The sequence below is a fragment of the Niallia circulans genome (assembly GCF_007273535.1).
GTDB classification, from domain to species: domain Bacteria; phylum Bacillota; class Bacilli; order Bacillales; family Cytobacillaceae; genus Niallia; species Niallia circulans_B.
The window spans coordinates 2144038-2167053 of record NZ_RIBP01000004.1 but is presented as its reverse complement, the minus strand read 5'-3'; the positions used below and the strand labels follow the sequence as shown (position 1 = coordinate 2167053).

General features: G+C 39.9%; 25 protein-coding genes and 1 other annotated feature. Of the genes, 3 read left to right on the top strand and 22 right to left on the bottom strand.

Translation table 11 applies throughout. The features are described 5' to 3' along the window. Positions 1-98 precede the first annotated feature (98 nt). Both secDF and CEQ21_RS18545 read right to left on the bottom strand, forming a co-directional pair. Positions 99-2351, bottom strand: coding sequence for a protein translocase subunit SecDF (gene secDF, locus CEQ21_RS18550; protein WP_185765791.1), 2253 nt, complete (start codon positions 2349-2351; stop codon positions 99-101). 258 nt (positions 2352-2609) lie between these two features. After that, a complete protein-coding gene (locus CEQ21_RS18545; protein WP_185765790.1) occupies positions 2610-2909 on the bottom strand; it encodes a post-transcriptional regulator in 300 nt (99 codons plus the stop codon). Between the two features lie 208 nt (positions 2910-3117). Between CEQ21_RS18545 and spoVB the strand changes: the two genes are divergently transcribed. Continuing rightward, a complete protein-coding gene (gene spoVB, locus CEQ21_RS18540; protein ID WP_185765789.1) occupies positions 3118-4668 on the top strand; it encodes a stage V sporulation protein B in 1551 nt (516 codons plus the stop codon). 20 nt (positions 4669-4688) lie between these two features. Here the strand turns inward: spoVB and CEQ21_RS18535 are convergent, their stop codons facing one another. Beyond that, positions 4689-5333 (bottom strand): DUF421 domain-containing protein, encoded by a 645-nt coding sequence (locus CEQ21_RS18535; RefSeq protein WP_185765788.1) that lies wholly within the window; start codon positions 5331-5333, stop codon positions 4689-4691. Between the two features lie 141 nt (positions 5334-5474). Next, on the bottom strand, positions 5475-5609 hold the full coding sequence (locus CEQ21_RS27285; RefSeq protein WP_268878996.1) for a hypothetical protein: 135 nt from the start codon (positions 5607-5609) through the stop codon (positions 5475-5477). Between CEQ21_RS27285 and CEQ21_RS18530 the strand changes: the two genes are divergently transcribed. Beyond that, the gene (locus CEQ21_RS18530; RefSeq protein ID WP_235907402.1) at positions 5560-5895 is read left to right on the top strand and encodes a TIGR04086 family membrane protein; all 336 of its coding nucleotides are present in this window, start codon (positions 5560-5562) and stop codon (positions 5893-5895) included. The genes CEQ21_RS27285 and CEQ21_RS18530 overlap by 50 nt on opposite strands. Positions 5896-5945: 50 nt before the next feature. Here CEQ21_RS18530 and yajC read toward each other — a convergent pair whose 3' ends face one another. The 10 genes from yajC to safA all read right to left on the bottom strand — a co-directional run bounded on the left by yajC (position 5946) and on the right by safA (position 15830). After that, entirely contained in the window at positions 5946-6233 is a 288-nt protein-coding gene (gene yajC, locus CEQ21_RS18525) for a preprotein translocase subunit YajC (RefSeq protein ID WP_144456350.1), read from the bottom strand. Between the two features lie 29 nt (positions 6234-6262). Further along, positions 6263-7402, bottom strand: coding sequence for a tRNA guanosine(34) transglycosylase Tgt (gene tgt, locus CEQ21_RS18520; RefSeq protein WP_150908595.1), 1140 nt, complete (start codon positions 7400-7402; stop codon positions 6263-6265). A gap of 47 nt (positions 7403-7449) precedes the next feature. Next, entirely contained in the window at positions 7450-8478 is a 1029-nt protein-coding gene (queA, locus tag CEQ21_RS18515) for a tRNA preQ1(34) S-adenosylmethionine ribosyltransferase-isomerase QueA (RefSeq protein ID WP_185765787.1), read from the bottom strand. 81 nt (positions 8479-8559) lie between these two features. After that, complete coding sequence (gene ruvB, locus CEQ21_RS18510; protein ID WP_185767323.1) at positions 8560-9558, bottom strand: Holliday junction branch migration DNA helicase RuvB; 999 nt, start codon at positions 9556-9558, stop codon at positions 8560-8562. Between the two features lie 35 nt (positions 9559-9593). Continuing rightward, on the bottom strand, positions 9594-10202 hold the full coding sequence (gene ruvA, locus CEQ21_RS18505; protein WP_185765786.1) for a Holliday junction branch migration protein RuvA: 609 nt from the start codon (positions 10200-10202) through the stop codon (positions 9594-9596). A 209-nt stretch (positions 10203-10411) separates the two neighbouring features. After that, complete coding sequence (locus tag CEQ21_RS18500; RefSeq protein ID WP_185765785.1) at positions 10412-10918, bottom strand: intercompartmental signaling factor BofC; 507 nt, start codon at positions 10916-10918, stop codon at positions 10412-10414. Positions 10919-11020: 102 nt separating this feature from the next. Beyond that, complete coding sequence (locus tag CEQ21_RS18495) at positions 11021-11929, bottom strand: NAD-dependent epimerase/dehydratase family protein (protein ID WP_185765784.1); 909 nt, start codon at positions 11927-11929, stop codon at positions 11021-11023. A 405-nt stretch (positions 11930-12334) separates the two neighbouring features. Next, a complete protein-coding gene (locus CEQ21_RS18490) occupies positions 12335-12967 on the bottom strand; it encodes a YhcN/YlaJ family sporulation lipoprotein (RefSeq protein ID WP_185765783.1) in 633 nt (210 codons plus the stop codon). 111 nt (positions 12968-13078) lie between these two features. Further along, positions 13079-14050 (bottom strand): phosphotransferase, encoded by a 972-nt coding sequence (locus tag CEQ21_RS18485; RefSeq protein ID WP_185765782.1) that lies wholly within the window; start codon positions 14048-14050, stop codon positions 13079-13081. Further along, positions 14040-15830: a SafA/ExsA family spore coat assembly protein gene (gene safA / locus CEQ21_RS18480; protein ID WP_185765781.1), complete on the bottom strand. Its 1791-nt coding sequence runs from the start codon at positions 15828-15830 to the stop codon at positions 14040-14042. The genes CEQ21_RS18485 and safA overlap by 11 nt, the downstream gene beginning before the upstream one ends. A 291-nt stretch (positions 15831-16121) precedes the next feature. Between safA and CEQ21_RS18475 the strand changes: the two genes are divergently transcribed. Next, a complete protein-coding gene (locus tag CEQ21_RS18475; RefSeq protein WP_185765780.1) occupies positions 16122-16661 on the top strand; it encodes a transcription repressor NadR in 540 nt (179 codons plus the stop codon). 63 nt (positions 16662-16724) lie between these two features. On the opposite strand, the gene pheA is transcribed toward CEQ21_RS18475, so the two are convergent. From pheA to CEQ21_RS18435, 8 genes are all read right to left on the bottom strand, one after another. Next, positions 16725-17579: a prephenate dehydratase gene (gene pheA, locus CEQ21_RS18470; RefSeq protein ID WP_185765779.1), complete on the bottom strand. Its 855-nt coding sequence runs from the start codon at positions 17577-17579 to the stop codon at positions 16725-16727. A gap of 72 nt (positions 17580-17651) precedes the next feature. Then, the gene (locus CEQ21_RS18465) at positions 17652-18107 is read right to left on the bottom strand and encodes an ACT domain-containing protein (protein ID WP_127737300.1); all 456 of its coding nucleotides are present in this window, start codon (positions 18105-18107) and stop codon (positions 17652-17654) included. Between the two features lie 123 nt (positions 18108-18230). Further along, complete coding sequence (gene obgE / locus CEQ21_RS18460) at positions 18231-19520, bottom strand: GTPase ObgE (RefSeq protein ID WP_185765778.1); 1290 nt, start codon at positions 19518-19520, stop codon at positions 18231-18233. Positions 19521-19575: 55 nt separating this feature from the next. Further along, a complete protein-coding gene (locus CEQ21_RS18455) occupies positions 19576-20127 on the bottom strand; it encodes a Spo0B C-terminal domain-containing protein (protein ID WP_185765777.1) in 552 nt (183 codons plus the stop codon). A gap of 211 nt (positions 20128-20338) precedes the next feature. Then, positions 20339-20629 (bottom strand): 50S ribosomal protein L27, encoded by a 291-nt coding sequence (gene rpmA / locus CEQ21_RS18450; RefSeq protein ID WP_016201696.1) that lies wholly within the window; start codon positions 20627-20629, stop codon positions 20339-20341. 16 nt (positions 20630-20645) lie between these two features. Further along, on the bottom strand, positions 20646-20981 hold the full coding sequence (locus tag CEQ21_RS18445) for a ribosomal-processing cysteine protease Prp (protein WP_185765776.1): 336 nt from the start codon (positions 20979-20981) through the stop codon (positions 20646-20648). Between the two features lie 9 nt (positions 20982-20990). Next, complete coding sequence (gene rplU / locus CEQ21_RS18440) at positions 20991-21299, bottom strand: 50S ribosomal protein L21 (RefSeq protein WP_127737291.1); 309 nt, start codon at positions 21297-21299, stop codon at positions 20991-20993. Between the two features lie 15 nt (positions 21300-21314). Beyond that, positions 21315-21394 (bottom strand) — a sequence feature (ribosomal protein L21 leader region). Positions 21395-21469: 75 nt separating this feature from the next. Further along, entirely contained in the window at positions 21470-22906 is a 1437-nt protein-coding gene (locus tag CEQ21_RS18435; RefSeq protein ID WP_235907401.1) for an Rne/Rng family ribonuclease, read from the bottom strand. Positions 22907-23016: the final 110 nt, after the last annotated feature.

Below are 23016 nucleotides of genomic sequence, written 5' to 3'. Positions count from 1 at the left end.
TTGATAACTTTCCCTTAATAGCAATCCTTCAAAACATGTTTTTTTTAAAATGCAGAAACAACAAAAAACAGGACCTCTTACAAGGTCCTGTTCCTTCATTATACTTGTGGCTCATCTGAATTTTTGCGTTTTTCCTTCATTGTAATCAGAACGCCTTTTTTCTTAAGCTCTTTCTTCTTCCATACATACCATAATTGGGAGGCAATGAAGATAGAAGAATATGCTCCGCCGATTAATCCAATCAATAATGCTATTGAGAAGTTTCTGATAGACTCGCTTCCAAAAATCAACAGGGCAATTACACAAATAACAACTGTAAGAACCGTATTGAGTGAGCGTGTGAACGTCTGGCGGATACTTGTGTTAATAATATCCTTAATTTCCTGTGCTGTTTTGATTCTTTTCTTCTTCACAAGATTTTCACGGATACGGTCAAACGTAACAATCGTGTCATTGATAGAATAACCGACAATTGTCAGCACTGCCGCGATAAAGGTTATATCTACTTCAAGACGTGTGAAGCTGAAGATTACAATAATAAAGAATGCATCATGAAGCAATGCAATGATAGCAGCCATTGCCATATATATTTCAAAACGTATCGTTACATAAAGAATGATACCTAATGATGCCAAGATGATGGCAATAAAAGCGTTTTTGGCTAATTCTTTTCCGACTGTTGGCGAAACAGTGCTGATATTCGGATCGGTACCGTATTTATCATGCATAGCCGTTTTTAATTCAGCCACTTTCTTTTGGCTTAAATCATCGCCTTTTATGCGTATTGCCGCTTTTTCATTATTATCACCTGAAAGGGTAATATCCTCAGCATGTATATTCAGTGCATCCAAATCAGCTTGCACCGCTTCAGTTGTTAATGGTTTATCTGAGGAAATTTCAATCCTTGAACCTGCTGAGAAGTCAATACCAAGGTTAAGCCTGAAGACAGCAATTACAATGATACCCGCAACAACGAGCACACTTGAAACAGTAAAGAAGATGTTTTTGTATTTAACAAAATCAAGACGATCAAACTTTGTCGGCAATGTAAGTGTGTCATAGTTTTCGCCGATATGTTTAATATCCTTTTTATTTACACCAAACCATGACGGCTTTTTATTGAACGCTTTGCTGTTAACGATAAGTCCAAGCAACAATCTTGTTCCATAAACAGCCGTGATGAAGCTTACAAGGATGCTGACAATCAGCAATGTCGCAAATCCTCTAACAGAGCTTGTACCATATGCGAACAATATAACACTTGCAAGAATGGTTGTCAGGTTAGCGTCAATAATAGTTGAAATCGAGTTTTTGTTACCAGCTTGGTAGGCCGATTTCAGGGTTTTTCCAACTTTAAGCTCATCCTTAATCCGTTCATATGTGATGATGTTGGCATCGACCGCCATCCCAACACCGAGTATAACCGCGGCGATTCCCGGCAGTGTCAGCACCCCGTTCATCAAGTCAAGAACGAGCAGGTTCAAGTACACAAAAACAGAAAGAGTAATAACCGCAATTAAACCTGGTAAACGGTAATAGAACAGCATGAACAAGAAGACAAGTCCCACACCGACTATACCTGCAAATACGGTATCTTTCAGTGCTTCGTCACCAAACTGTGCTCCAACACTTGTAGAATATACTTCTGTCAATTTAACAGGAAGTGCACCTGCATTCAGCAAGTCAGCCAATGTTTTAGCTTCCTGCACTGTGAAGTTTCCTGTGATAGAGACAGTATCTGTATTTAATACATTGCTAACCATCGGATTAGACAAGTATTTTGGATCTGCTTTTGCTGCTTCGTCTGCATAGGAATCGCCATCTTCAAAATCAAGCCAAATGACGAGTGGATTTCCAAGCACTTCTGTTGTTACATCTTTAAATTTTTCTGCACTTTTAAGCTTAAGGGTAACACTCGGTTTTCCGTTTTCATCAAAAGCCTGGGCAGCACCGCCTTCGACTAAATCAGAACCATCCATCAGCTCTTTATCATTAATATCACGGAATGACAGGTTTGCTTCTGTTGACAAAAGCTCCCGTGCCTTATTCTGGTCTGTTACACCTGCAAGCTGGACGCGGACGCGGTCCTTTCCTTCGATTTGGATAATTGGTTCACTTACACCAAGAACGTTAATCCTTTTATCCAGTGCTTTAGCAGTACTGTTAAGTATCTCCTCATTAATCTTCTGGCTTTTGTCAATTGGTTCCACTTGATAAAGAACCTCAAAGCCCCCTTGAAGATCGAGACCAAGTTTAATATTCTTTAAAATATTATTTGTTGTTCCTCCCATTAACCCTGCAAACACAACTACGATTAATAGGAAGGCAACTATTCTGCTCCGCTTTACCATTATGTATTTTTCCTCCTTGGTTCTTAAAGGTGTATACTAATCTTTCTGCAAGCATTATGAAACACACCTTGACAAGCTTAAGCCATCCTTACAGCTAGCAGGACGGCAAGCAATATTCTAAAAATCCTTAATAGATAGAGATGGTGAAATATTCTTCTTCTATAATAAAACATTATGAAACAGTTTATGATTGCTGTCAATTTGTACTAAAAATTATCGATTGTCTTCACAAAAACTTCACAATTAGCAGGTAAGAATCTACTTAAGCAGCTCCTTTTTCTCCTCACTTGTTAGTGTTGCAAAATAGTCCTCTGCCTTATAAGCTTCCAATGTCGCAAAATTCATAAAATCAACGACCTTAACATTCATCACATCCTGGACAATTTCTGCAATTCTGTAATCACTTGACGGCTTCTTCCACTTCTTCTTTGTTAAGAAAAACCATAATTCACCCTCATCAATCGTATCATAGCCTAACAGATGGAATTCCTCCAGCTTGCTCTTTAGCGCTGGCTTTACTTGATGGCGAAAATGATCATATAAATGCTCTGATGGCATCTTTCATAACAGCTCCTTTAACATGATGGTCCTTTATCTCGAATCATAAACACCTTGTATACCATTAATGTAATGGCAGCGTTCCCCCTTATTTTCAAGCCTGCTATTCTTTTAAAATTCATTTATATACTTGTCATGCTTTGTCCACATGGATGCATATAGTTAATTGTATAGCATTATTCGTTATTTGAGAAGGCAGGGAAATAGAATGTCTAAGTTTTTACAAGGCACCATAATACTGCTAGCAGCAGGGCTCATCACAAGAGTCTTAGGTTTCATCAATCGCATCGTTATTGCCCGGTTTATCGGGGAGGATGGAGTCGGGCTTTACATGATGGTATATCCCACATTAATTCTAGTTGTGACCATCACGCAGCTTGGACTGCCTGTAGCCATTTCAAAAAATGTAGCAGAAGCATATGCGGAAGGAAACCATCGCAAAGTCAAATCCATTCTTGTCGTGGCTTTGTCGACAACACTTGGACTAGCATTGGTTTTTACACCGCTTTTATATGTGCTTGCTCCGTTTTTGGCAGAAACATTATTTAATGACAGCAGAACATTAATACCGATGATGGCGATTGCACCAATTATTCCTATCATTGCTGTCTCATCTGTATTAAGGGGCTATTTTCAAGGGAAGCAAACAATGAAGCCTGCAGCTGTTTCGCAGGTAATTGAACAAGTTATCCGCATTACTTTAATTGCAGTCCTCACAAAGGCATTTTTGCCGATGGGAATTGAATATGCAGCAGCAGGAGCGATGCTTGCTGGTGTTATTGGAGAATTGGCCTCCCTGCTCTACTTGCTAACTTCCTTCAAATGGAAAAAAGGCTTTTCGCTGCGGAACAAGTTTTTGCAGTATATGGTGAAGGGAAAAACCACATTTCAAGAGCTTATGCAAATTGCCTTGCCGACAACAGGCAGCAGAATGATTGGAAGTGTGGCATGGTTTCTAGAGCCTATCGTTGTAGCCCAAAGTCTTGCTTTAGCCGGCCTGACTGCAATTAATGCAACAAAGCAATATGGGGTATTAACAGGATTCGCCTTGCCATTGCTTATGCTACCTTCGTTTTTTACACAATCACTTTCCACTTCACTTGTACCTGCTATAAGTGAAGCAAATGCGAGTGGACAGAAGCATAAAATCGACTATTTACTGCAACAGGCTTTAAGATTTACCTTTATGACAGGAGGACTAGCTGTCATTGTGATTTATGTATTAGCTGAACCGTTAATGACAGTCATGTATGGAAGCACGAAAGGAACTACCTTCATATTATTAATGGCACCTTTTTTTATCTTAAATTACTACCAAGGTCCTCTCCAAGCAGCCCTGCAAGCATTAAATTTAGCAAGAGCTGCTATGATTAACAGCTTTATTGGCGCTGCTGTGAAGACAGGCGTAATCCTGCTTCTTGCGAGCAGACCAGAGTTTGGGATTTATGGTGTGGCGATTGCTTTAATCGTTGGATTTGTACTTGTGACAATGCTCCACTTCGCGACAATTACCAAATCAATTGGCTTTTCTATCTATGTGAAAGACTATGCCAAAATGATTGCCGTTATATTTGTTGTCGGCTACACGGGAACTGTTTTAGCAAAATGGGCGTGGACAGACAGCCTTGTATTAATGGTAACCACTGATACCATCATTATTAGCCTGTTGTATTTGATCTTGCTTTTTGTATTTAAGCTCCTCAAAAAAGAAGATATAAGGCGTATTCCGTGGATAGGACCAATATTAACAGGAAAATGAGGTAAGAGTGATGCTCTACCTCATTTTCCGTCTATATAATCAATATAGAACTTACCATCTTGAAAGCTGCAAAAGGAGATATTCTCAAGTCTCGCATGCCCTTGTTTTCTTAGCTCCTGCCTTAACCATGCTTCCGTTTTTTCTACCTCTTTCAAACTTGTCTCCTGAATGATGCCATCAATTATTAACGGAATTGTAATTCCTGATTTACCTGGTTCCTTTTCAAACACAGACAGCTTACCTGATGTTTCTAATATCGCAAATTCAACATCGGCAATATTGCGCACATCCTTTTCCCGAAGCTGCAGCATTAAATCGTCCATATTGTAGCGCTGGCCTTTCATTGCCTTTTCGTCGATTTTGCCTTTGTTGATAATGATGGTAGGCTTTCCGTCAATTAAATCACGGATTTTTTTACTTTTTAGGGACAGGGCTGCCAGACCAATTTGAATCAGCAGCAGGATAAATATCGGCAAAATAGTCGGAACAAGCTCTGTTTTAATATCCTCAATCGCAGCAACGGCAATTTCTGCAATCATAATATATACAACAAGATCAAGAATGCTTAATTCCCCTATCTCCCGTTTGCCCATCATCCGAAAAACGAGAACAATGATAGCATAAAGCAATAAGGTCCTCAGCAAAATGATGATATATTCCTCCATTATCTTCCCTCCCAAACAGCATTTACATGATAATACAACTATTTTAGTTTCCTCATCTAAAATGTTTTTATTCGGATATTCACAAATTCTTGATTCTATTTAGGCAGGTTGACGAATATGCTTGTACTAGTATGAAACTATTTATGGATCTACTAAAGAAAATGGTTGAAAGGAGAGGTTTAAGATCGAAGAGAGCAAAAACGTCGGCAGTGCCGTATTATACGGCCTGATTGCGATCTTTACCCTATTTATTACAAGCAGTATTGTCTTTTCCATGTTGCTAAGATTCACCTCCCTCCAGGAAGGATCCCTGCAGTACATAATTACCGCTGTTTCCTTTATCGCCTTGTTTGCAGGAGGGTTCATCTCTGGAGGAAAAGGTAAGCAGAAGGGCTGGTTTCTTGGTGGATTGACTGGTCTGATTTACTTCTTAATTGTGTTCTTGTTCAGCTTTTTAGGATTGGATCAAGTTTTCACTTTCGAGCAATTCATTTATCATGTATGCTATACTCTGATTGCCATGATGGGCGGTATTTTAGGAGTTAACTTATCAAAATCATAATTACGCAAACAAAAAAGCTGGCAGCAGATTTTGCTCCCAGCTTTTTTATATTATGCTTTATCCAGAATAGTGCTGGAAGAAGATTCAACAACTTCACGAACAGCATTGCGGTCAAAAGTCAGACGGCTGCCGTCTGGCGACTTAAGAACAATAGTGCCTTCGTCGATTGCATCGACAGTAGCGTGAAGTCCGCCAATCGTGACAATCTTGTCCCCTTTTTTCAGATCACTCTGCATTTGCCTAACCGCTTTTTGACGCTTTTGCTGCGGACGGATAAGCAAAAAGTAAAACAGAACAAACATTAAAATAAATGGTAATAACCCCATAATGTTTTGCATAAATTTCCCCTCCTTTCAAAATCCTCTATTTAAAAGTTTTTAGCATTTGGCTTATTAAAACCGTAGCGCTCGAAAAACTCTTCTTTGAAGTCCCCCAATCGATCTTCGCGAATCGCTTGTCTGACGTTCTCCATTAAGTTTAACAGAAAATAGAGATTATGGTAAGATGTAAGTCTAATTCCGAACGTTTCATCACATTTAATTAAATGACGGATGTATGCACGGCTGTAGTTTTTACATGTATAGCAATCACACTCCGGATCAAGCGGTCCGAAATCTCTTGCATATTTCGCGTTTTTCACAACAAGTCTGCCTTCGCTCGTCATGCATGTACCATTGCGGGCAATACGTGTTGGAAGCACACAGTCAAACATATCAATCCCTCTAATAGCACCATCTATTAGGGAATCCGGTGAACCTACTCCCATTAAATAACGAGGCTTATTATCAGGCATTAATGGTGTTGTAAACTCAAGCACTCTATTCATAACATCCTTCGGTTCTCCAACAGAAAGACCACCGACTGCGTAGCCTGGGAAATCCAATGAAACAAGATCTCTTGCACTTTGCTTACGAAGCTCTTCGTACTCTCCACCTTGAATGATACCAAACAAACCTTGATCTTCTGGTCTGCCATGTGCTTTCAGACAACGCTCAGCCCATCTGGACGTACGCTCAACAGATGCTTTCATATAGTCATATTCTGCCGGATATGGCGGACATTCATCAAATGCCATCATGATGTCTGAACCAAGTGCATTTTGGATTTCCATCGCTTTCTCAGGAGAAAGGAACAGCTTATCGCCATTCAAGTGATTTCTAAAATGCACACCTTCTTCTTGAATTTTGCGGAAATCGCTCAATGAGAAGACTTGGAAGCCGCCTGAATCTGTTAAAATAGCCTTATCCCAGTTCATGAACTTATGCAGGCCGCCTGCTTCTTTCACAATTTCATGTCCTGGACGCAGCCATAAATGATATGTGTTGCTTAAAATGATATTGGCACCCATTGTTTTTAAATCCTCTGGCGCCATCGTTTTCACTGTCGCCAAAGTTCCAACAGGCATAAACGCAGGTGTTTCAAAGGAACCATGTGGAGTATGTACGATACCCAGCCTTGCTCCTGTTTGTTTACACGTCTTAATTAATTCATAACGTATTGCAGTCAATGTAAAATCTCCTTTATTAAAAAAATGCAATAGCCTTTGAAAAAGTATTATCTGATGAACATAGCATCTCCAAAGCTAAAGAACCGGTAACGTTCTTGCACGGCAGTTTCATAGGCATGAAGAATGTTCTCTCTGCTTGAAAGGGCACTTACAAGCATAATAAGTGTTGATTTCGGCAAATGAAAATTCGTTATCATTCCATCAATTCCTTTGAATTCATAACCAGGATATATAAATATGCTCGTCCAGCCGTTACTTTCCACAAACTTGCCATCATTTGCACTGGCAATTGTCTCTAATGTGCGAGTCGATGTAGTGCCGACAGACAAAATACGGCCGCCTTCTTCTCTCACCTTGTTCAATAACTTGGCAGTGCCAGCAGTTAGCTGATAAAATTCAGCATGCATCTCATGCTTATCAATATCATCGACATTTACTGGGCGGAAAGTACCAAGGCCAACATGTAATGTGATAAAAGCAATATGAACGCCTTTTGCCTTTAATTCCTCAAGCAGCTCCTCTGTAAAATGAAGACCAGCAGTCGGAGCAGCAGCAGAACCTCTTTCCTTTGCATAAACAGTTTGATATCTGTCCTGATCATCCAATGTTTCCTTTATGTATGGCGGCAGAGGCATTTCGCCAAGCTCATCGAGGATTTCATAAAAAATTCCGTCATACAGGAATTCCAGAACTCTTCCTCCATGCTCCAGCTCTTCTTTACATACTGCCTTCAGTTTACCAGCTCCAAAGGAAATAATTGTTCCCTTCTTCACACGCTTTGCAGGCTTTACTAAAGTTTCCCATTGCTCGCCTTCCTGCTGCTTAAGCAGAAGCACCTCAATATGTGCACCAGTATCTTCCTTTTCACCATGCAGTCTTGCAGGAAGAACTCTCGTATCATTAAGAACAAGGCAGTCACCAGGGTTAATGTATTCAATGATATCCTTGAATGTACGATGCTCCAAACTGCCTGTTTCCTTATCAACTACCATAAGCCGGCTGCTTGTTCTGTCCTTTAAAGGAACTTGGGCAATCAACTCTTCAGGCAGATGAAAATCAAATAAATCTACTTTCACTTTAATTCACCTTATCTCTCTTTTAAGAACTCATATACTCTAGTTGGAAGCATAACAGAACAATTTGCCCTTAATGCATCCTTAAAACTCTTTTTCTATATTTAAATGCTCGTAGCCTAAATCAGTGACAATCCTTCCACGCGGTGTTCGCTGCAAAAAGCCTATCTGCAGTAAATATGGCTCATAAACATCCTCAATCGTATGAGCCTCCTCACCAATGGTTGCAGCAATTGTCTCTAATCCAACAGGTCCGCCTCTAAATTTATGAATCATGCCTATTAATAATTTATGGTCAATATGGTCTAAACCTAAACGGTCAACTTGCAAAAGCTCGAGAGAATCATGTGCGAGTTTATCCGTGATGCTACCATTCCCTTTAACTTGGGCAAAATCCCTTACCCTTCTCAGCAAACGGTTCGCAATCCTTGGTGTCCCTCTTGATCTTCTGGCAATTTCCAACGCTGCGCCGTCCTCGATATCGACGTTAAGTACTTGGGCCGTGCGGACCACAATATTTGTTAACTGGTTTTCATTATAATACTCCAGCCTGCTCAAGACACCGAATCGGTCTCTAAGCGGTGCAGACACAGAACCGGCTCTTGTTGTCGCTCCAACTAATGTAAATGGCGGCAAATCAAGACGGACAGACCTTGCACTTGGACCCTTGCCAATCACAATATCCAAGCAATAGTCTTCCATTGCAGGGTAAAGTACTTCCTCAATAGAACGGGGAAGTCTGTGGATCTCATCAATAAAAAGAACATCTCCAGGCTCCAATGCAGTGAGGATGGCAGCCAAATCACCTGGCCTTTCAATTGCCGGCCCGGCAGTCGTCCTGATATTAACGCCCATTTCATTTGCAATAATCGTCGCCAAGGTTGTTTTCCCTAATCCTGGAGGTCCATACAACAGGACATGGTCAAGGGCTTCTTCCCTAAATTTTGCCGCTTCTATGAACACTTCCAGATTATCTTTCACTTTATCCTGGCCGATATACTCTTTTAATCGAAGGGGACGCAAACTCTGCTCGAAGGAAACTTCCAATGAGTCGGCTTCTCCAGATACGATGCGGTCATCCAACATAATCCACTCCTCTCCTTAAAAGATACCTTTTTTTATTTGAGAAGCAGCTTTAACGCAAGCTTTATGTACTCGTCTGTCGTAAGCTGTTCCTTCTTCAGCTGCGGCACGACCTTCTTTACCTCTCTATCCGAGTAACCAAGTGCAGTTAATGCTAGAAGTGCTTCATCCAATTGTGTGGCACCAGCTTTTTTCTGTTCCACTTCATCCACATTGAATAAATCGGGAAAGAAATCTGGCATAATGTCTGACAGCTTTCCTTTCAAGTCGAGAATCATTTGCCTTGCAGTCTTTTTGCCGACGCCAGGGAATTTCACTAAAAATGCTTCATCCTCATTTTCAATGGCAGAAATCACTTGATCCGGCTCACCTGAAGCCAAAATAGCAAGCGCTCCCTTCGGCCCAATTCCCGATACATTAAGCAGCTTTGTAAATAAAGTCTTTTCATCCTGTGAGCGGAAACCGTATAAGCTTATCATATCTTCTCTTACATAATGATACGTATAAACAATAATATTCTGCTTTGCCATTGATGAGAAAGAGAAAGGATTCGGTGTTTTTATCTGATAACCGATGTCATTATTTTCAACCACTATGTATTCAGGTCCAATATATTCTATTTTCCCTTTAATATATTCGTACAAATCCTGTTCGCTCCCTTATAAAAGCTATAAAGACTATTTTAGCATATAATAAAGAAAAACTACCATATAAGATATTTTCTAAAAATTAAGAAAAAAGAACATAATAAAAAACCATTTTCGACTTCAATGGTTTTAACAACAAGGATATTTGGCTCAGGCAATTGAAAAATCGCTATTCTTTTCAATTGCCTGAAAAGTGACTTGAGGCATCAATTCGCTAGATTATTGGTATCGAGACTTTTAAATGTCTCGAGAACTTCGACATAACGATTCTTGTTTTTGATTGGAATACCGTTTTGCAAACTTTTTTGCTGCGTGGATTCCAGCTTCTCTAAGTCGATTTGGAAAAAGGATTGGATTATGTTCGACTTATTCGGTTTACCGTTGTAAACACCTAAAATGCCTTCATCTGAGACTCCGAAATAGCCATTTGCTTTAAGTAATGGCGAAATATCATCCATTTCCTGCTTAAAGACAAATTGGTGACTATCCATATTCACCAGTTGCCAGTTCTCATATTTGGACCAGAAATCTTCCATCGACCATATCGTTTCCTCTATACACTCTTCACTTACTTCTCCATCTAAATATACTCTTTGGAGCAGAACAGCGAACTTCTTCGGAGATTGTGCATTGACTTCATTCTCCCAGGCCGGGGACGCAGATAATAGAATGATAAGAAGAATAGAGAACAATAAAAGGAATCTGGTTTTCATTATGAACCACCTCTTCAGCTTACTAGAAAAACTTAAATTCCCTATTAGTCTCACCATAATCTCTAAAATCATGCTTGCAAAATTCCAAAATAGAAAAATAAACTAGTTAGAAAGCTTTTTGACGCTTAATTGCTGCATTGCCTTTGCAAGCCCCTCACGCAATGATATATTTGCTTTCCAACCTAAAAAATTCTTTGCCTTTGCAACAGATACAGAACAAGAGGAAGCAGATTCGTCTTGTGAATCCTTATAAATCGGATGCAGATTTACCTGCTCTCCAATCATTTCTGCTGCTTCTTGGAAACTGTACATACGCTGTGAGGCAATATTGATTATTTCATTATCTCCCTTTGTCAAGGAAGCTAAAATAGCATCAACGGCATCATCAATATAAATAAAGTTCCGAAGCTGTTTTCCATCGCCATAAATAACAGGAGCCTGTCCATCTAACGCTCTTTCCAAATTGGCTGTAATGAATCCTTTATTTTGGATGCCATATATATCTGCAAATCTTAAAATGGTATATGGTAAAGAATATAGCTTATGATAGTGCATGACATACTTCTCTTCCATCTTTTTCGATAAGCCTTCAAAAAGGGCTGGATCTAAAAAGGTATCTTCAACTGCCTCTTCGGTTTGATTTCCATAAACAGATATAGCACTTGGAAAAATCACCTTTTTTACTTTAGCGTCGGCACATGCCTCCAGTACATTTATCGTTGTAGCAATATTCACTTCTGACTGATCAAATGAATCCTTCATAGCATTAGAGGTAATAAGCTCCTGTTTTAGATGCAAAACAATATCTATGTCTTCCTGTTTAAAAATGGTAGCAAGCTCTCTTTTGTCCAGATCCGTTTTATAATAGCTAGCCATTCCTTTAAGATTTATATCGAAATCCCATTCACAATTATCTGCCAGCACTACCTTCATTCCATTCGCTGTTAGCTTTTCTACTAGCTTAACTGCCATGCTATTACTGGCTCCCCCAGTCACAAGTACCTTCACCATTTTCCCCTCCACTATGTATGTTCCACACGTTCTTTATAACGAATATTTACTTCATTATAAAGCAACATCATCATTAATGAAAGGAAAATCTTTGTATTTTTTCATTATATCGAACGAATTTCTATAAAAAACTCTTTAAAACGATTAAATCGTTATTAATTAAGAACAATTTAAGGAGTTAACTATCATTACACATGGATAGAACAATCCATTTTCATCAGACAAATTTGTTCATTTTGGTTATCAAAGTTCGTTTACTTATGCGGATACCAGACATATCCCCAAAGATTTTCTATCGTAAATAGATTTAAAAATCAGCAAAATAAAGAACCCAAACTATTACGCGAATTTCCTACTAAAAATTCTGCATAATAATTTGGGTTTTGCATGCATGCCAATATTTTTTTAGAAATTATTGGACCGATTTGCTTTGCTAATAATGTCCCGCTTATTTATATCAATTGTTTTTTCTGGAAGACGTTTTCGGATTCCTTTATTGATACTGTCTATATTAAGGAAAATCCCTTTATCTGTTACAATAGATGCTTCTTTCCCATTTATATAGCCATCTATTTCCTTCCGAACAGCAGATTTTGTGTTATTGCTGGTTGCCCTGTTATCCACTTCCAATGCAACTAATACATTGTTTTCATATACTAATGTACGCACGTCTTTTACATTATTTACTTCTAATACAGCCTTGTTAATTTTATCTGCCAGCTCTGTATCATACACATCTACACGATTTCCGATATTTTCAGTACGGGAGTTTAGATTATTACTCGTATTAGCACGATTTTGTTTGCCTTCACTTCCAAATGTGTGGTCGAGCGCCTCTGTTAAGGGTCCATCATTATCTTGATTTCCTAATATCCTTGCATTCCCTGTACTTTCTTGTTCATGGCGCTCATTTGAATAATAACCGAGTGGCATAGATTCTGCTTTACCGTCATTGTCTAAATCTTGATCTGTATTGCCACAGCCCGCCAACAGCATGAAAGTTAGCGTTAATGGAGCTGCCGCCTTATTCCACTTCATCAATGCAAACTCCCCTTTATCTTTCGTTTTGAGCAAATATGCTCTCCATTATTTTTTTCAAAGGGGCTGCCTTTCATGCTAAGAAAGTATAGGCATACATGTTAACAATCTCTAATCGGTTAATTTCATCATTTTATAAACAAATTTTCTTCTTTTAGAAAATTGTTGCTCTGTTAACTCCACAACATGCTCTCTGGCCAAGTCATTTTCCATCTTATTCTGCCTTATAAGCCGATTCCATTCACGCAGTATATCTGTCGGAAAGGCTAATCCAATTAAAAAAGACCTTTCGTGCAAAAATGGCTGCAGCAAATTCATTTTTTGAAGCTGAGAATGGGACCAGCCAATAATAGGTAAAATACGATTGGCAAATTGTAAATAATCCATACTTCTTGGGCCAATACTAATAAGATCAAAATCAATTAAATATAAATGTCCATTTATTCCTCGGATAAAATTATGATGTGCAACATCCCCATGTAATATTACCTTTTTTTCATTTGCCAAATTAGCTTTTTCTTTTTCTAATTGGTAAAGTGTCCAATCAATCCAGCTGGTTAATTCCTGCAGCAACTCTTTTTTTATAAATGGAGCTGCAACAGGTAAATTTGCCTTAAACTGCTTACTTCTTTCCGTCCACTTCTCATAAATATTAAAATGAGGCAAAACATATCGATAAGCGTCAACGAGCTTTTCCGTGCATTCATAATATTGCTCTAACAAGGCTAAGGCTGCCTGCCTGCTTTCCTTTTCCCCATATGAGAAAGGTTTAAGGCTTCCAGGTATGTACTCAATGCATCCATAGATGCGATTATCTATAATAATTGGGTCCTGATCAAATGAAAAAAAGCGGTAGGTGGCTTGGAATCCTTCATAATGAAGGGAATTTGTAAATGCCTCTTGGATTTTTAGTTTTTTATAGCTCGGGAACTCCTTTAATATTAGCCAATTATAGTCTGTTATCACTAAATATACTTGCTTACGGATACGCTTTAGCTCTTTAACTTGATATGGGAGCCTCGTTTGTAATAAAGAGAGGAGACGATAGACTGAATTATCGTCTCCTCTGTTGTTAAATTTCATAGTCACTGCTTTCGTCAATATAACGAGGCATTCCAAATGGCGTCACTTCATTAATTCCATATGGGTGCACTAATGGAGGCTGCCCGTTTCCATGGAATGGAGGTGCAAAAATCGGAGCATTTCCTCCTGGACCCATAATTGGTGGCGCATGAAAATCACGTGCACCAGGACTGCCGCCCATCAATCCATCAAAAGGCATTCCTTGCATTCCACCCATGTCATCCATCGAAAATTGCATTGGCACATTTCCTGCTGCTCCTTGTGGATATGGAGGTTCCTGCATATAAGGCATTCCACCACCTGCTGGATATCCTGGGCCACCAGTCATTGGCATACCCATTTCTGGATTAAAGCCCTGCTGCATTCCCATTGCTCCCGGACCGAATGGTTCTCCACCTGGATATGTGAATGGCATTTGACCTCCCATTCCTGGGTCGAAGCCCTGCTGCATTCCCATTGCTCCCGGACCGAATGGCATCTGGCCTCCCATTCCTGGGTTAAAGCCTTGCTGCATTCCCATTGCTCCCGGATTGCCTCCAAACGGCATCTGGCCTCCCATTCCTGGGTCGAAGCCTTGCTGCATTCCCATTGCTCCCGGATTGCCTCCAAACGGCATTTGACCTCCCATTCCTGGGTCGAAGCCTTGCTGCATTCCCATTGCTCCCGGATTGCCTCCAAACGGCATTTGACCTCCCATTCCTGGGTCGAAGCCTTGCTGCATTCCCATTGCTCCCGGATTGCCTCCAAACGGCATTTGGCCTCCCATTCCTGGGTCGAAGCCTTGCTGCATTCCCATTGGTGCTGAATGACCATGACTTGGAAATGGCATAGCAGGCCCGCCACAACCGCAATCTTCTTTGAACGGAAGCTGAGGCATTTGCATTTGTGCTGGAGCCGTATATGCTGCTGGAGAAACATTTGTGTAATCAGACGATTCATTCATATCATAAGAAGTATGCATTGGCATATGACCATAATGCTGGTATGGCTGCTGCTGAACAGGCATCTCCTTATGACCATGCATTGGGCTTACTTGGGCATGCTGGAATGGCTGTGTGCTTGGTGTAAATGGAGTATTGTACGATGAGGAAGATTCTTCCCATTTATGCTTTACTCCATGCCCATGTGCAGGCATAACCATTGGAGCCTGATAGTCTGTTAGACATGGATCCATCGGATATGTTTCCATTGGCACACCTTCTGGAATGCATACGCCTGGCGGGAAACCAGAGCCTGGCATCATCGGTGATACCTCATAACAATATGGCTGATACGGAATAATCGGTGGACAAACCTCTTGCTTTGGCTCTTCCTTTACGATAGGGACAATATTAATAGGCTTTTGCGGCACTGGCTTTTCTTCAACCTCAACATCTATATCTACATTTGTCATGTTCATGGAATAGTAATTGTGGATATCAATTTCTGGAATGATTGGTTTAGGCATTTTTGGAGTATGCGGCTTTTCTTTTTTCGGCATTTCCTTCTTAGGCATCTCTTTTTTTGGCTTTTCTTTCAAGATCGGCTGTTCTTTTACAATCGGTTGTTCTTTGATGATTGGTTGCTCTTTATAAATTGGTTGTTCTTTTTTAATTCCTGCCATTGGCGCTTCTTTTTTTATACTGCCGCCTGCAGTAGGAACTTTAACTTTCATACCGGGCATAATCATATCTGGATTACTTAGCTGGGAATTTAACATCTTTAACTCTTCGAAATTAACGCCATATTTTTTGGCGATTTCCCAAAGAGTATCCCCCTTTTGTACGATATGGATTTTCACTATAGATTCCCTCCTATGCATATGTCCATATAGTCTATGTTGTCGTGGAAAAAGTGTTATCGTTCTTCAGAAAAATTTATGCTGTTTTCACAAGATTTATGTACTGCTCGCTAAATGTTCTTATATAGTAACTCCCTTTTATCAGGATGAACTCATCTGTAAAATCGAAATTATTGGCGACTAAAGCGATTAGTTTGGTAAAATAGGACAAGGTATGAAGACAGGATAACAAGCTCTAAACAATACAAGAGAACAGGGCATCCTTGAATGGAATTGTTAAGGAGGAGTTTTATGGAAGAAAAAAAAATGCTCGGTGAAGACAGAAGGAGCTATATATTATCCTTGCTGAAGGAAAATAGCCGACCATATACAGGCAGTGAGCTGTCAAAGCTGACAAATGTCAGCAGGCAAATAATTGTTGGAGACATTACCTTGCTGAAAGCGAAAAATGAACCGATTATTGCCACAAGTCAAGGATATTTATATTTACAGCAATCAAAGCCTGAGCTTTTTGAAAAAATAATCGCCTGTAACCATGCTCCAGAAAAGACAGAAGAAGAGCTTCTATTAATTGTCGATTACGGAGTAACTGTCAAGGATGTTAAAATTGAGCATCCTGTTTACGGTGATTTGACGGCATCTATTCTTGTGTCCAATCGTAAAGAAGTACAGCAGTTTATGAAAAAAATCAAAAGCACAAATGCAGTTTATTTATCACAGCTAACATCAGGCATCCATTTACATACATTAACTGCAAGCTCCCAAGCTGCCCTGACAGAAGCAGAAGCTGCTCTAAGAAATGCGGGGTTTTTGATAGGGTTGGATGACTGAGTGTATGCTTTATTAACAAACCTATACACTAAAGGAGCCCAAATTAATTGGGCTCCTTTAGATTTATTGCGCATCCGTATAAAAAGGGTATGATCCTAGCAGCTTTACTTCACAGCCAATTGCTTCAAGCTCTGACATCGCACCTGGAATTAATACATCATCAAGCTCACGATCGATATCAATAATGAAGAAATAATTGCCAAGACCAGTTTTTGTTGGTCTTGATTCTATTTTAACGAGGTTAAGCTTCCTCCACGCAAATGCCGACAATACTTGATGAAGTGCTCCAGATTCATCGGCGGGAAGTGTTACCATTAAGCTGGTTTTGTGACCGACAAGCTTACATTCATTCGGCTGAAAGGCAATGTTGTCTTTGGAAATAATAATAAAACGCGTATGGTTATTATCAAAATCATGGATATTCCTTTTAACAATTTCCAGACCATATTCATTTGCAGTTAGTTCATTTCCAATAGATGCCGCCTTAAGTTCCGGATTTTCCTTAATAAACTGGGCAGCTCTTGCTGTTGAAGTCGTATTTTCACAGTTAATACCATTCCATTCGGCGTGCAGGAATCGGTGACACTGAGCAATAGCATGGGAATGACTGTATACAGTCTCTGCTTCTTTCCAGCTATCTTTAAAATTTGGATGCACCATCAAATGTTGTTTGATCGGAACAGTTATCTCCCCTTTGATTGGCAGGTCCACCTCATGAATCAAATAATCTAGCGTAATGTTAACAGAACCCTCTAATGTATTTTCAACAGGCACAAGTGCAGCCTCCACTTCTCCTTGCATGACAGCATCCATGCAATTCGGAATTGTCATAAACGGAAGTTTCTCCGCATCGGGAAACAGTTTATTTACTGCAATATTTGTAAATGTTGCTTTTGGTCCAAGATACCCTACTTTCACTGTCCTTCTCCTCCAACTAAAACACTGTTTATGTATAATTCTGAATTCTCTCCGAAAAGAAAAGGGAGCAGATTATGCTCCTGAGCTTAAAACTTCTACCTTCTCGACAAACTCAAGCATGCGCAGCCTTTCAAGCAATGCATCAATCGAAATTTCCATTTCCGCTGTATTTAAGGAAAGGGTTACGTTCGCCCGCCCCTGCAATGGAATCGTTTGGTGAATGGTCAAAACATTACAGCCACCTGATGCCACGACATTCAGCAATTTAGAAAGCGTGCCAGACCTATCCTCAATATAAAAGAATAAAGTAATCAGGCGTTCCTTCACAACAGTATGAAATGGAAATATCGTATCTCTGTATTTATAAAAAGCACTTCTGCTTAAATCAACCTTTTGGACCGCATCAAAAACAGATTCTGCTTTTCCTCGTTCCAGCAATTCCTTTGCTTCCAATGTTTTTTTCATTGCCTCTGAAAGAACATCCTCACGGACTAGAAAAAAACGCTGATCCAATTTATTCTGTTTCATTCGCTCACCCTCTTTTTAAGGCTAAAGTGAAACTTCCATGGAGATACCTCCATGAAAGTTTAGCAAATTTAGTTTATGGCTTAGACTTGCCATAAAAGGAGAGAGAAACATCATTAAGCAAGATTAATCAATGAACTCAAATTCATATTCCATTAATTTTACGATGTCCCCATCTTTTGCACCACGTTGTCTTAACTCTTCATCTATTCCCATACCCCTCATTTGACGAGCAAATCGTTTCACAGACTCATCTCTTGAGAAGTCAGTCATCTTGAACAGTTTTTCAATTCCTTCACCTGTCAGAACAAAGCTTCCGTCAGAGTCTCTTGAGATAAAGAATTGACGCTCATCCGCCTCATGCTTGTATAGCACACGGTGAACTCCAGCCTCTTCTTGCACTTCCTCAAGCGGGAACTCAGGTGTTGTTTCCAATTTATCTGCTATGGCAAACAGCAAATCTCTTAAGCCTGTTCTCGTAATTGCAGAGACAGGGAAAATAGGATAATCTTCTTCCAGTTTTTCTTTGAAGACCTTCAAGTTCTCCTCAGCATCAGGCATGTCCATTTTATTGGCAACGATGATTTGCGGTCTTTCAAGAAGGCGCATGTTGTACTCTTGTAGCTCCTTATTGATCGTAATATAATCTTCAAAAGGATCTCTGCCCTCGATTGCAGCCATATCAATAACATGGACGATAACTCTTGTACGTTCAATATGACGCAGGAACTGATGACCTAATCCGACACCAGAGTGCGCACCTTCAATTAGTCCTGGCAAATCTGCCATTACAAAGCTTCTGCTATCCTCTGTTTCTACCATTCCTAAGTTTGGAACGATAGTCGTGAAATGATAATCAGCAATTTTAGGTTTCGCTGCAGACACGACAGAAAGAAGTGTTGATTTACCTACACTTGGAAAGCCAACAAGACCGACATCTGCCAATACTTTAAGCTCTAGTGTTACTTCGCGCTCTTGGCCAGGCTCACCGTTTTCAGAAAGCTCTGGAGCAGGATTCGATGGACTAGCAAAACGGGAATTTCCACGTCCTCCGCGACCAGCTTTAGCAATGACTGCCTGCTGACCATGCTGTGTTAAATCTGCAATCGTTTCTCCTGTTACCGCATCTGTCACAACAGTGCCTGGAGGAACCTTGACAATCATGTCCTTTGAATTCCTGCCGTGCTGGTTCTTAGACATTCCGTGCTCTCCGCGCGGTGCCTTAAAGTGGCGCTTGTAGCGGAAATCCATTAATGTGCGCAAGCCTTCTTCTACTTCAAATACTACATCTGCTCCATTACCGCCATCTCCGCCAGCTGGTCCGCCTTTTGGAACATATTTCTCTCTGCGAAAGGCAACCATTCCATTGCCGCCGTCGCCGCCTTTCACGTAAATCTTGACCTGATCAACAAACATATTACAACTTCCTCCTAAAATAGGCTTTTAACTAAGCCTATGACTCGAAATATAATTAATTCTTATCCTTATGCTGCTTTATTAGTAACTCTACCGTTAATTCCTCATCAGAAATATCACTTTTTTCGACAAGAAAACCATCTTTCAGCTCCTCCTGCAGAAAATCGATAAGCAGCCTTTTCTCTTCTATTATTCCGCTAAAATCAAAAAACAATCGAGTTTCCGCTAATTGTGGCTCGATTGACACGGAAAGATTATTATCATGGTATTTTTTAATGCTTTTATCCAATACAGAAAAAAATCGGCTCGTCCAGTCAGTCAGTGCAAAGTCTTCTATACCATGACACTTTTGTTCATTAAGCACTTCATATTCCAAACGAAATGAATAGCTTTCCCAATTGGACGTCAATATTTTAGCTGCAAACGCCGGAAGCTCCAAATTAGAAAGCTTCGCCTCCTGCTGAGCTTCCAAAATGATGTCATCAATGATTTCTTCGACGCGCTCTTTTTTGTTTAATGCCATATTCCCTTTGATAAGTTGGATTTTATTTAGCCAATCATGGCGTACATGTCTCAAAAATTCAATTGTATCCCAGTCTCTGTTCATTATCGTACTCCTACACGGTTATTAAGTGTCAGAAGACTTCTCGTATGTAAGTATAACAAAAAATGAAACGACACGTAAAAATATAGCAAAAAAATGCAAATCTTTTCTTTCAGCACTTAGACAGAAAGCATACATGCTGTCTGTCTAAGTGCTGAAAAGCTAAATAAAATAAAAGACTGACTCCAAAAGAGCCAGCCTTTTCATAAGAAACTTATGCTTCTTGTGCTACTGGGTATACGCTAACTTGTTTGCGATCACGGCCTAGACGCTCAAATTTAACGATTCCGTCAACTTTTGCGAATAGTGTATCATCGCCACCACGACCAACGTTAACTCCTGGATAGATTTTTGTACCGCGTTGACGGTAAAGAATGCTTCCACCAGTTACTAATTGACCATCTGCACGTTTAGCTCCTAAACGTTTAGAAATGGAGTCACGTCCGTTCTTTGTAGAACCTACCCCTTTTTTCGATGCAAAAAACTGAAGATCTAATCTTAACATTCGTTCCACCTCCTATTTAATTATTATACTTGATTGCAACATGCTTGCCATAGTCCCGTTCAATCGTCTCCAAGGAAACAATCATACCCTCTAAAAGAAGTTGAATTCTTTCACGGGTTTCAGCAGGAATATTCGCAGGTATGCCGCAGCTCAAAAATCCGCCATCCTCGCCTTGCTCTATATCAGGTGTAATGCCTGTAATGGATATAACCGCGTTAATCGCTCCGATGGAGACAGCCGAAACACCAGCACAGACAATATCATTCCCATAATTAGCAAACAAGGCATGACCGCTTATTGTAAATGATTCAATAACGCCTGAATCTGTTTTGTTAATCGTTATGTCGATCATACAAACACCTTACGCGTTGATTTTTTCAATAACAACTTTTGTGTACGGTTGACGATGACCTTGCTTTTTATGATAGTTTTTCTTCGCTTTGTATTTGAAAACGATGATTTTCTTTTGACGGCCTTGTTTTTCAACTTTAGCTGTAACAGTAGCTCCTTCAACAACTGGGCTTCCTACTTTTACATTTTCTCCGCCAACGAAAAGAACGCGGTCGAAAGTAACTGTCTCACCAGCTTCACTGTTTAATTTCTCAATGTAGATAGCTTGACCTTCTTCAACTTTGATTTGCTTTCCGCCTGTTTCAATAATTGCGTACATTAAAATGCACCTCCTTGTTATACTAAGACTCGCCAATCACAGGCGCTTTGTTACCAAAGACTTATGTAACCTGTTCTGTGCGGTTGTAGTAGCGGGTGCTACAAACAACATTAAAATACTAACACGAATTCAGGATACTGTCAATCAATCGTTTTGGTTTCTCTTAGCTATTATTTTTTTTGGCCAATGTACTTTATATGATAATCTGGAATAACAAAGTCTCTTTCAATCATGTTGATTTGGAGGCCAAGTATTTCTTCGAGACGCTTTATATGCTGCTTGTCTTTCCCTGCGAAAACTTTAATAACCTCACGCTCCGCCTCTACTTCTATTAAATCGTGATCACTTCTTTCAAATTCCCATAATTCCCGCTCAAGCTTAAAGGCCATACTTTCAGCGCTCATTACAGTACCAGTGCCGGCACAAACAGGACATTTTGTTTTAACAGCTTGTGAGAGCGGCACGACCGTTTTTTTGCGGGTAATTTGGAGAATACCGAGTGCAGTAAAGCCAATGACCTTTGTTTGCCTGCTGTCCTTCTGCAGCTCTTTAATGATTATTTCTTCGATTTTCTTTTCATGCTCCTTTGGCATGTCGATAAAATCAATTAAAATAATTCCCGATAAATCTCTTATTTTCAGTTGTCTGGCTGCTTCAAGTGCAGCATACCGATTCGTATCAAAGGCTGTTTGCTCTAAATTATGCCTACCCTCATACTTACCTGTATTCACATCAATAATCGTCGCCGCTTCCGTTTCATCAACAATCAAATACGCTCCCTTTTCAAGCCAAACGATTCTTTTTAAGGCATCCTGAATGTCCTTCTCGATAGAAAAGAAGGAAAAAAGATTTTTATGATCAGCATAATAATGAAAGGTTAGCTTCGGAAAGATACTGCTCCAGCCTGTTGCTTCTGTCTGTGTATCAACAAAAACCTCGCCTGATTCCAGCTTTTCAAACACGCGAAACAGCTCTCGTTCGTAATCATTATTGGCTAAAAGCAATGCTGGTTTTTTGGCAGTGGCAGCAAGTCTTGATAATTCGGTATGCTTCTTTCGCAAACCGTCTACTTCTGCTGTAAGTTCTGCTTCACTGGCATTTGCAGCACTTGTCCGAAAGATCAGTCCTTCTGATTGAGCTGTCAGTTTTTTCCCAATGGAACGCAATTGCTTTTGCATTTTTTGGTCAGCCAGCTTTTTCGAGACAGCAATATACCTCCCATAAGGCATATAGACAAGGTTTTCCTTTTGCAGCTCAACAATTCCTGTCAGCTTTGGACCCTTTGTCCCTGTCGCATCCTTGACAACCTGAACAAGCAGCTTTTCCCCTTGCCTAACATATGTCGATATACTTGTGTTTTTCTTTTCATCTAAAGGATTAGCATCAGCTGAATAGGAAGCTAGCTTATCCTTTGGCAAATAACAGTTTTTGTCCTCGCCAATATCGACAAAGGCTGCATTCATACCAGGTGCCACCTTTGTTACAATTCCCACATATATATTGCCAACAGCAGACTTCTGCTGGGGCTGCTCAATATATAGTCTTTCTAACTTATTATTGAAGAGATAAGCAAACCGCTTCTCTCTGGATTTAATATTTACTAACACCTTTTCCAAACACATTCATCCCTTTTGTTCCATGATTCTTCTATTGTACCCGATTTTTAATCAGGAAAGAAAGACAGCATAAAAGAGATGTCTGGAATGCAGACATCTCC

Bases quoted from the DNA above. Each gene is read 5' to 3' on its own strand.
- secDF (WP_185765791.1), bottom strand. From the start codon at position 2,351: ATGGTAAAGCGGAGCAGAATAGTTGCCTTCCTATTAATCGTAGTTGTG.
- CEQ21_RS18545 (WP_185765790.1), bottom strand. From the start codon at position 2,909: ATGCCATCAGAGCATTTATATGATCATTTTCGCCATCAAGTAAAGCCA.
- spoVB (WP_185765789.1), top strand. From the start codon at position 3,118: ATGTCTAAGTTTTTACAAGGCACCATAATACTGCTAGCAGCAGGGCTC.
- CEQ21_RS18535 (WP_185765788.1), bottom strand. From the start codon at position 5,333: ATGGAGGAATATATCATCATTTTGCTGAGGACCTTATTGCTTTATGCT.
- CEQ21_RS27285 (WP_268878996.1), bottom strand. From the start codon at position 5,609: ATGGAAAAGACAATACTGCTTGTAATAAATAGGGTAAAGATCGCAATC.
- yajC (WP_144456350.1), bottom strand. From the start codon at position 6,233: ATGCAAAACATTATGGGGTTATTACCATTTATTTTAATGTTTGTTCTG.
- CEQ21_RS18500 (WP_185765785.1), bottom strand. From the start codon at position 10,918: ATGAAAACCAGATTCCTTTTATTGTTCTCTATTCTTCTTATCATTCTA.
- CEQ21_RS18495 (WP_185765784.1), bottom strand. From the start codon at position 11,929: ATGGTGAAGGTACTTGTGACTGGGGGAGCCAGTAATAGCATGGCAGTT.
- CEQ21_RS18490 (WP_185765783.1), bottom strand. From the start codon at position 12,967: ATGAAGTGGAATAAGGCGGCAGCTCCATTAACGCTAACTTTCATGCTG.
- CEQ21_RS18485 (WP_185765782.1), bottom strand. From the start codon at position 14,050: ATGAAATTTAACAACAGAGGAGACGATAATTCAGTCTATCGTCTCCTC.
- CEQ21_RS18475 (WP_185765780.1), top strand. From the start codon at position 16,122: ATGGAAGAAAAAAAAATGCTCGGTGAAGACAGAAGGAGCTATATATTA.
- CEQ21_RS18465 (WP_127737300.1), bottom strand. From the start codon at position 18,107: ATGAAACAGAATAAATTGGATCAGCGTTTTTTTCTAGTCCGTGAGGAT.
- obgE (WP_185765778.1), bottom strand. From the start codon at position 19,520: ATGTTTGTTGATCAGGTCAAGATTTACGTGAAAGGCGGCGACGGCGGC.
- CEQ21_RS18455 (WP_185765777.1), bottom strand. From the start codon at position 20,127: ATGAACAGAGACTGGGATACAATTGAATTTTTGAGACATGTACGCCAT.
- rpmA (WP_016201696.1), bottom strand. From the start codon at position 20,629: ATGTTAAGATTAGATCTTCAGTTTTTTGCATCGAAAAAAGGGGTAGGT.
- CEQ21_RS18445 (WP_185765776.1), bottom strand. From the start codon at position 20,981: ATGATCGACATAACGATTAACAAAACAGATTCAGGCGTTATTGAATCA.
- rplU (WP_127737291.1), bottom strand. From the start codon at position 21,299: ATGTACGCAATTATTGAAACAGGCGGAAAGCAAATCAAAGTTGAAGAA.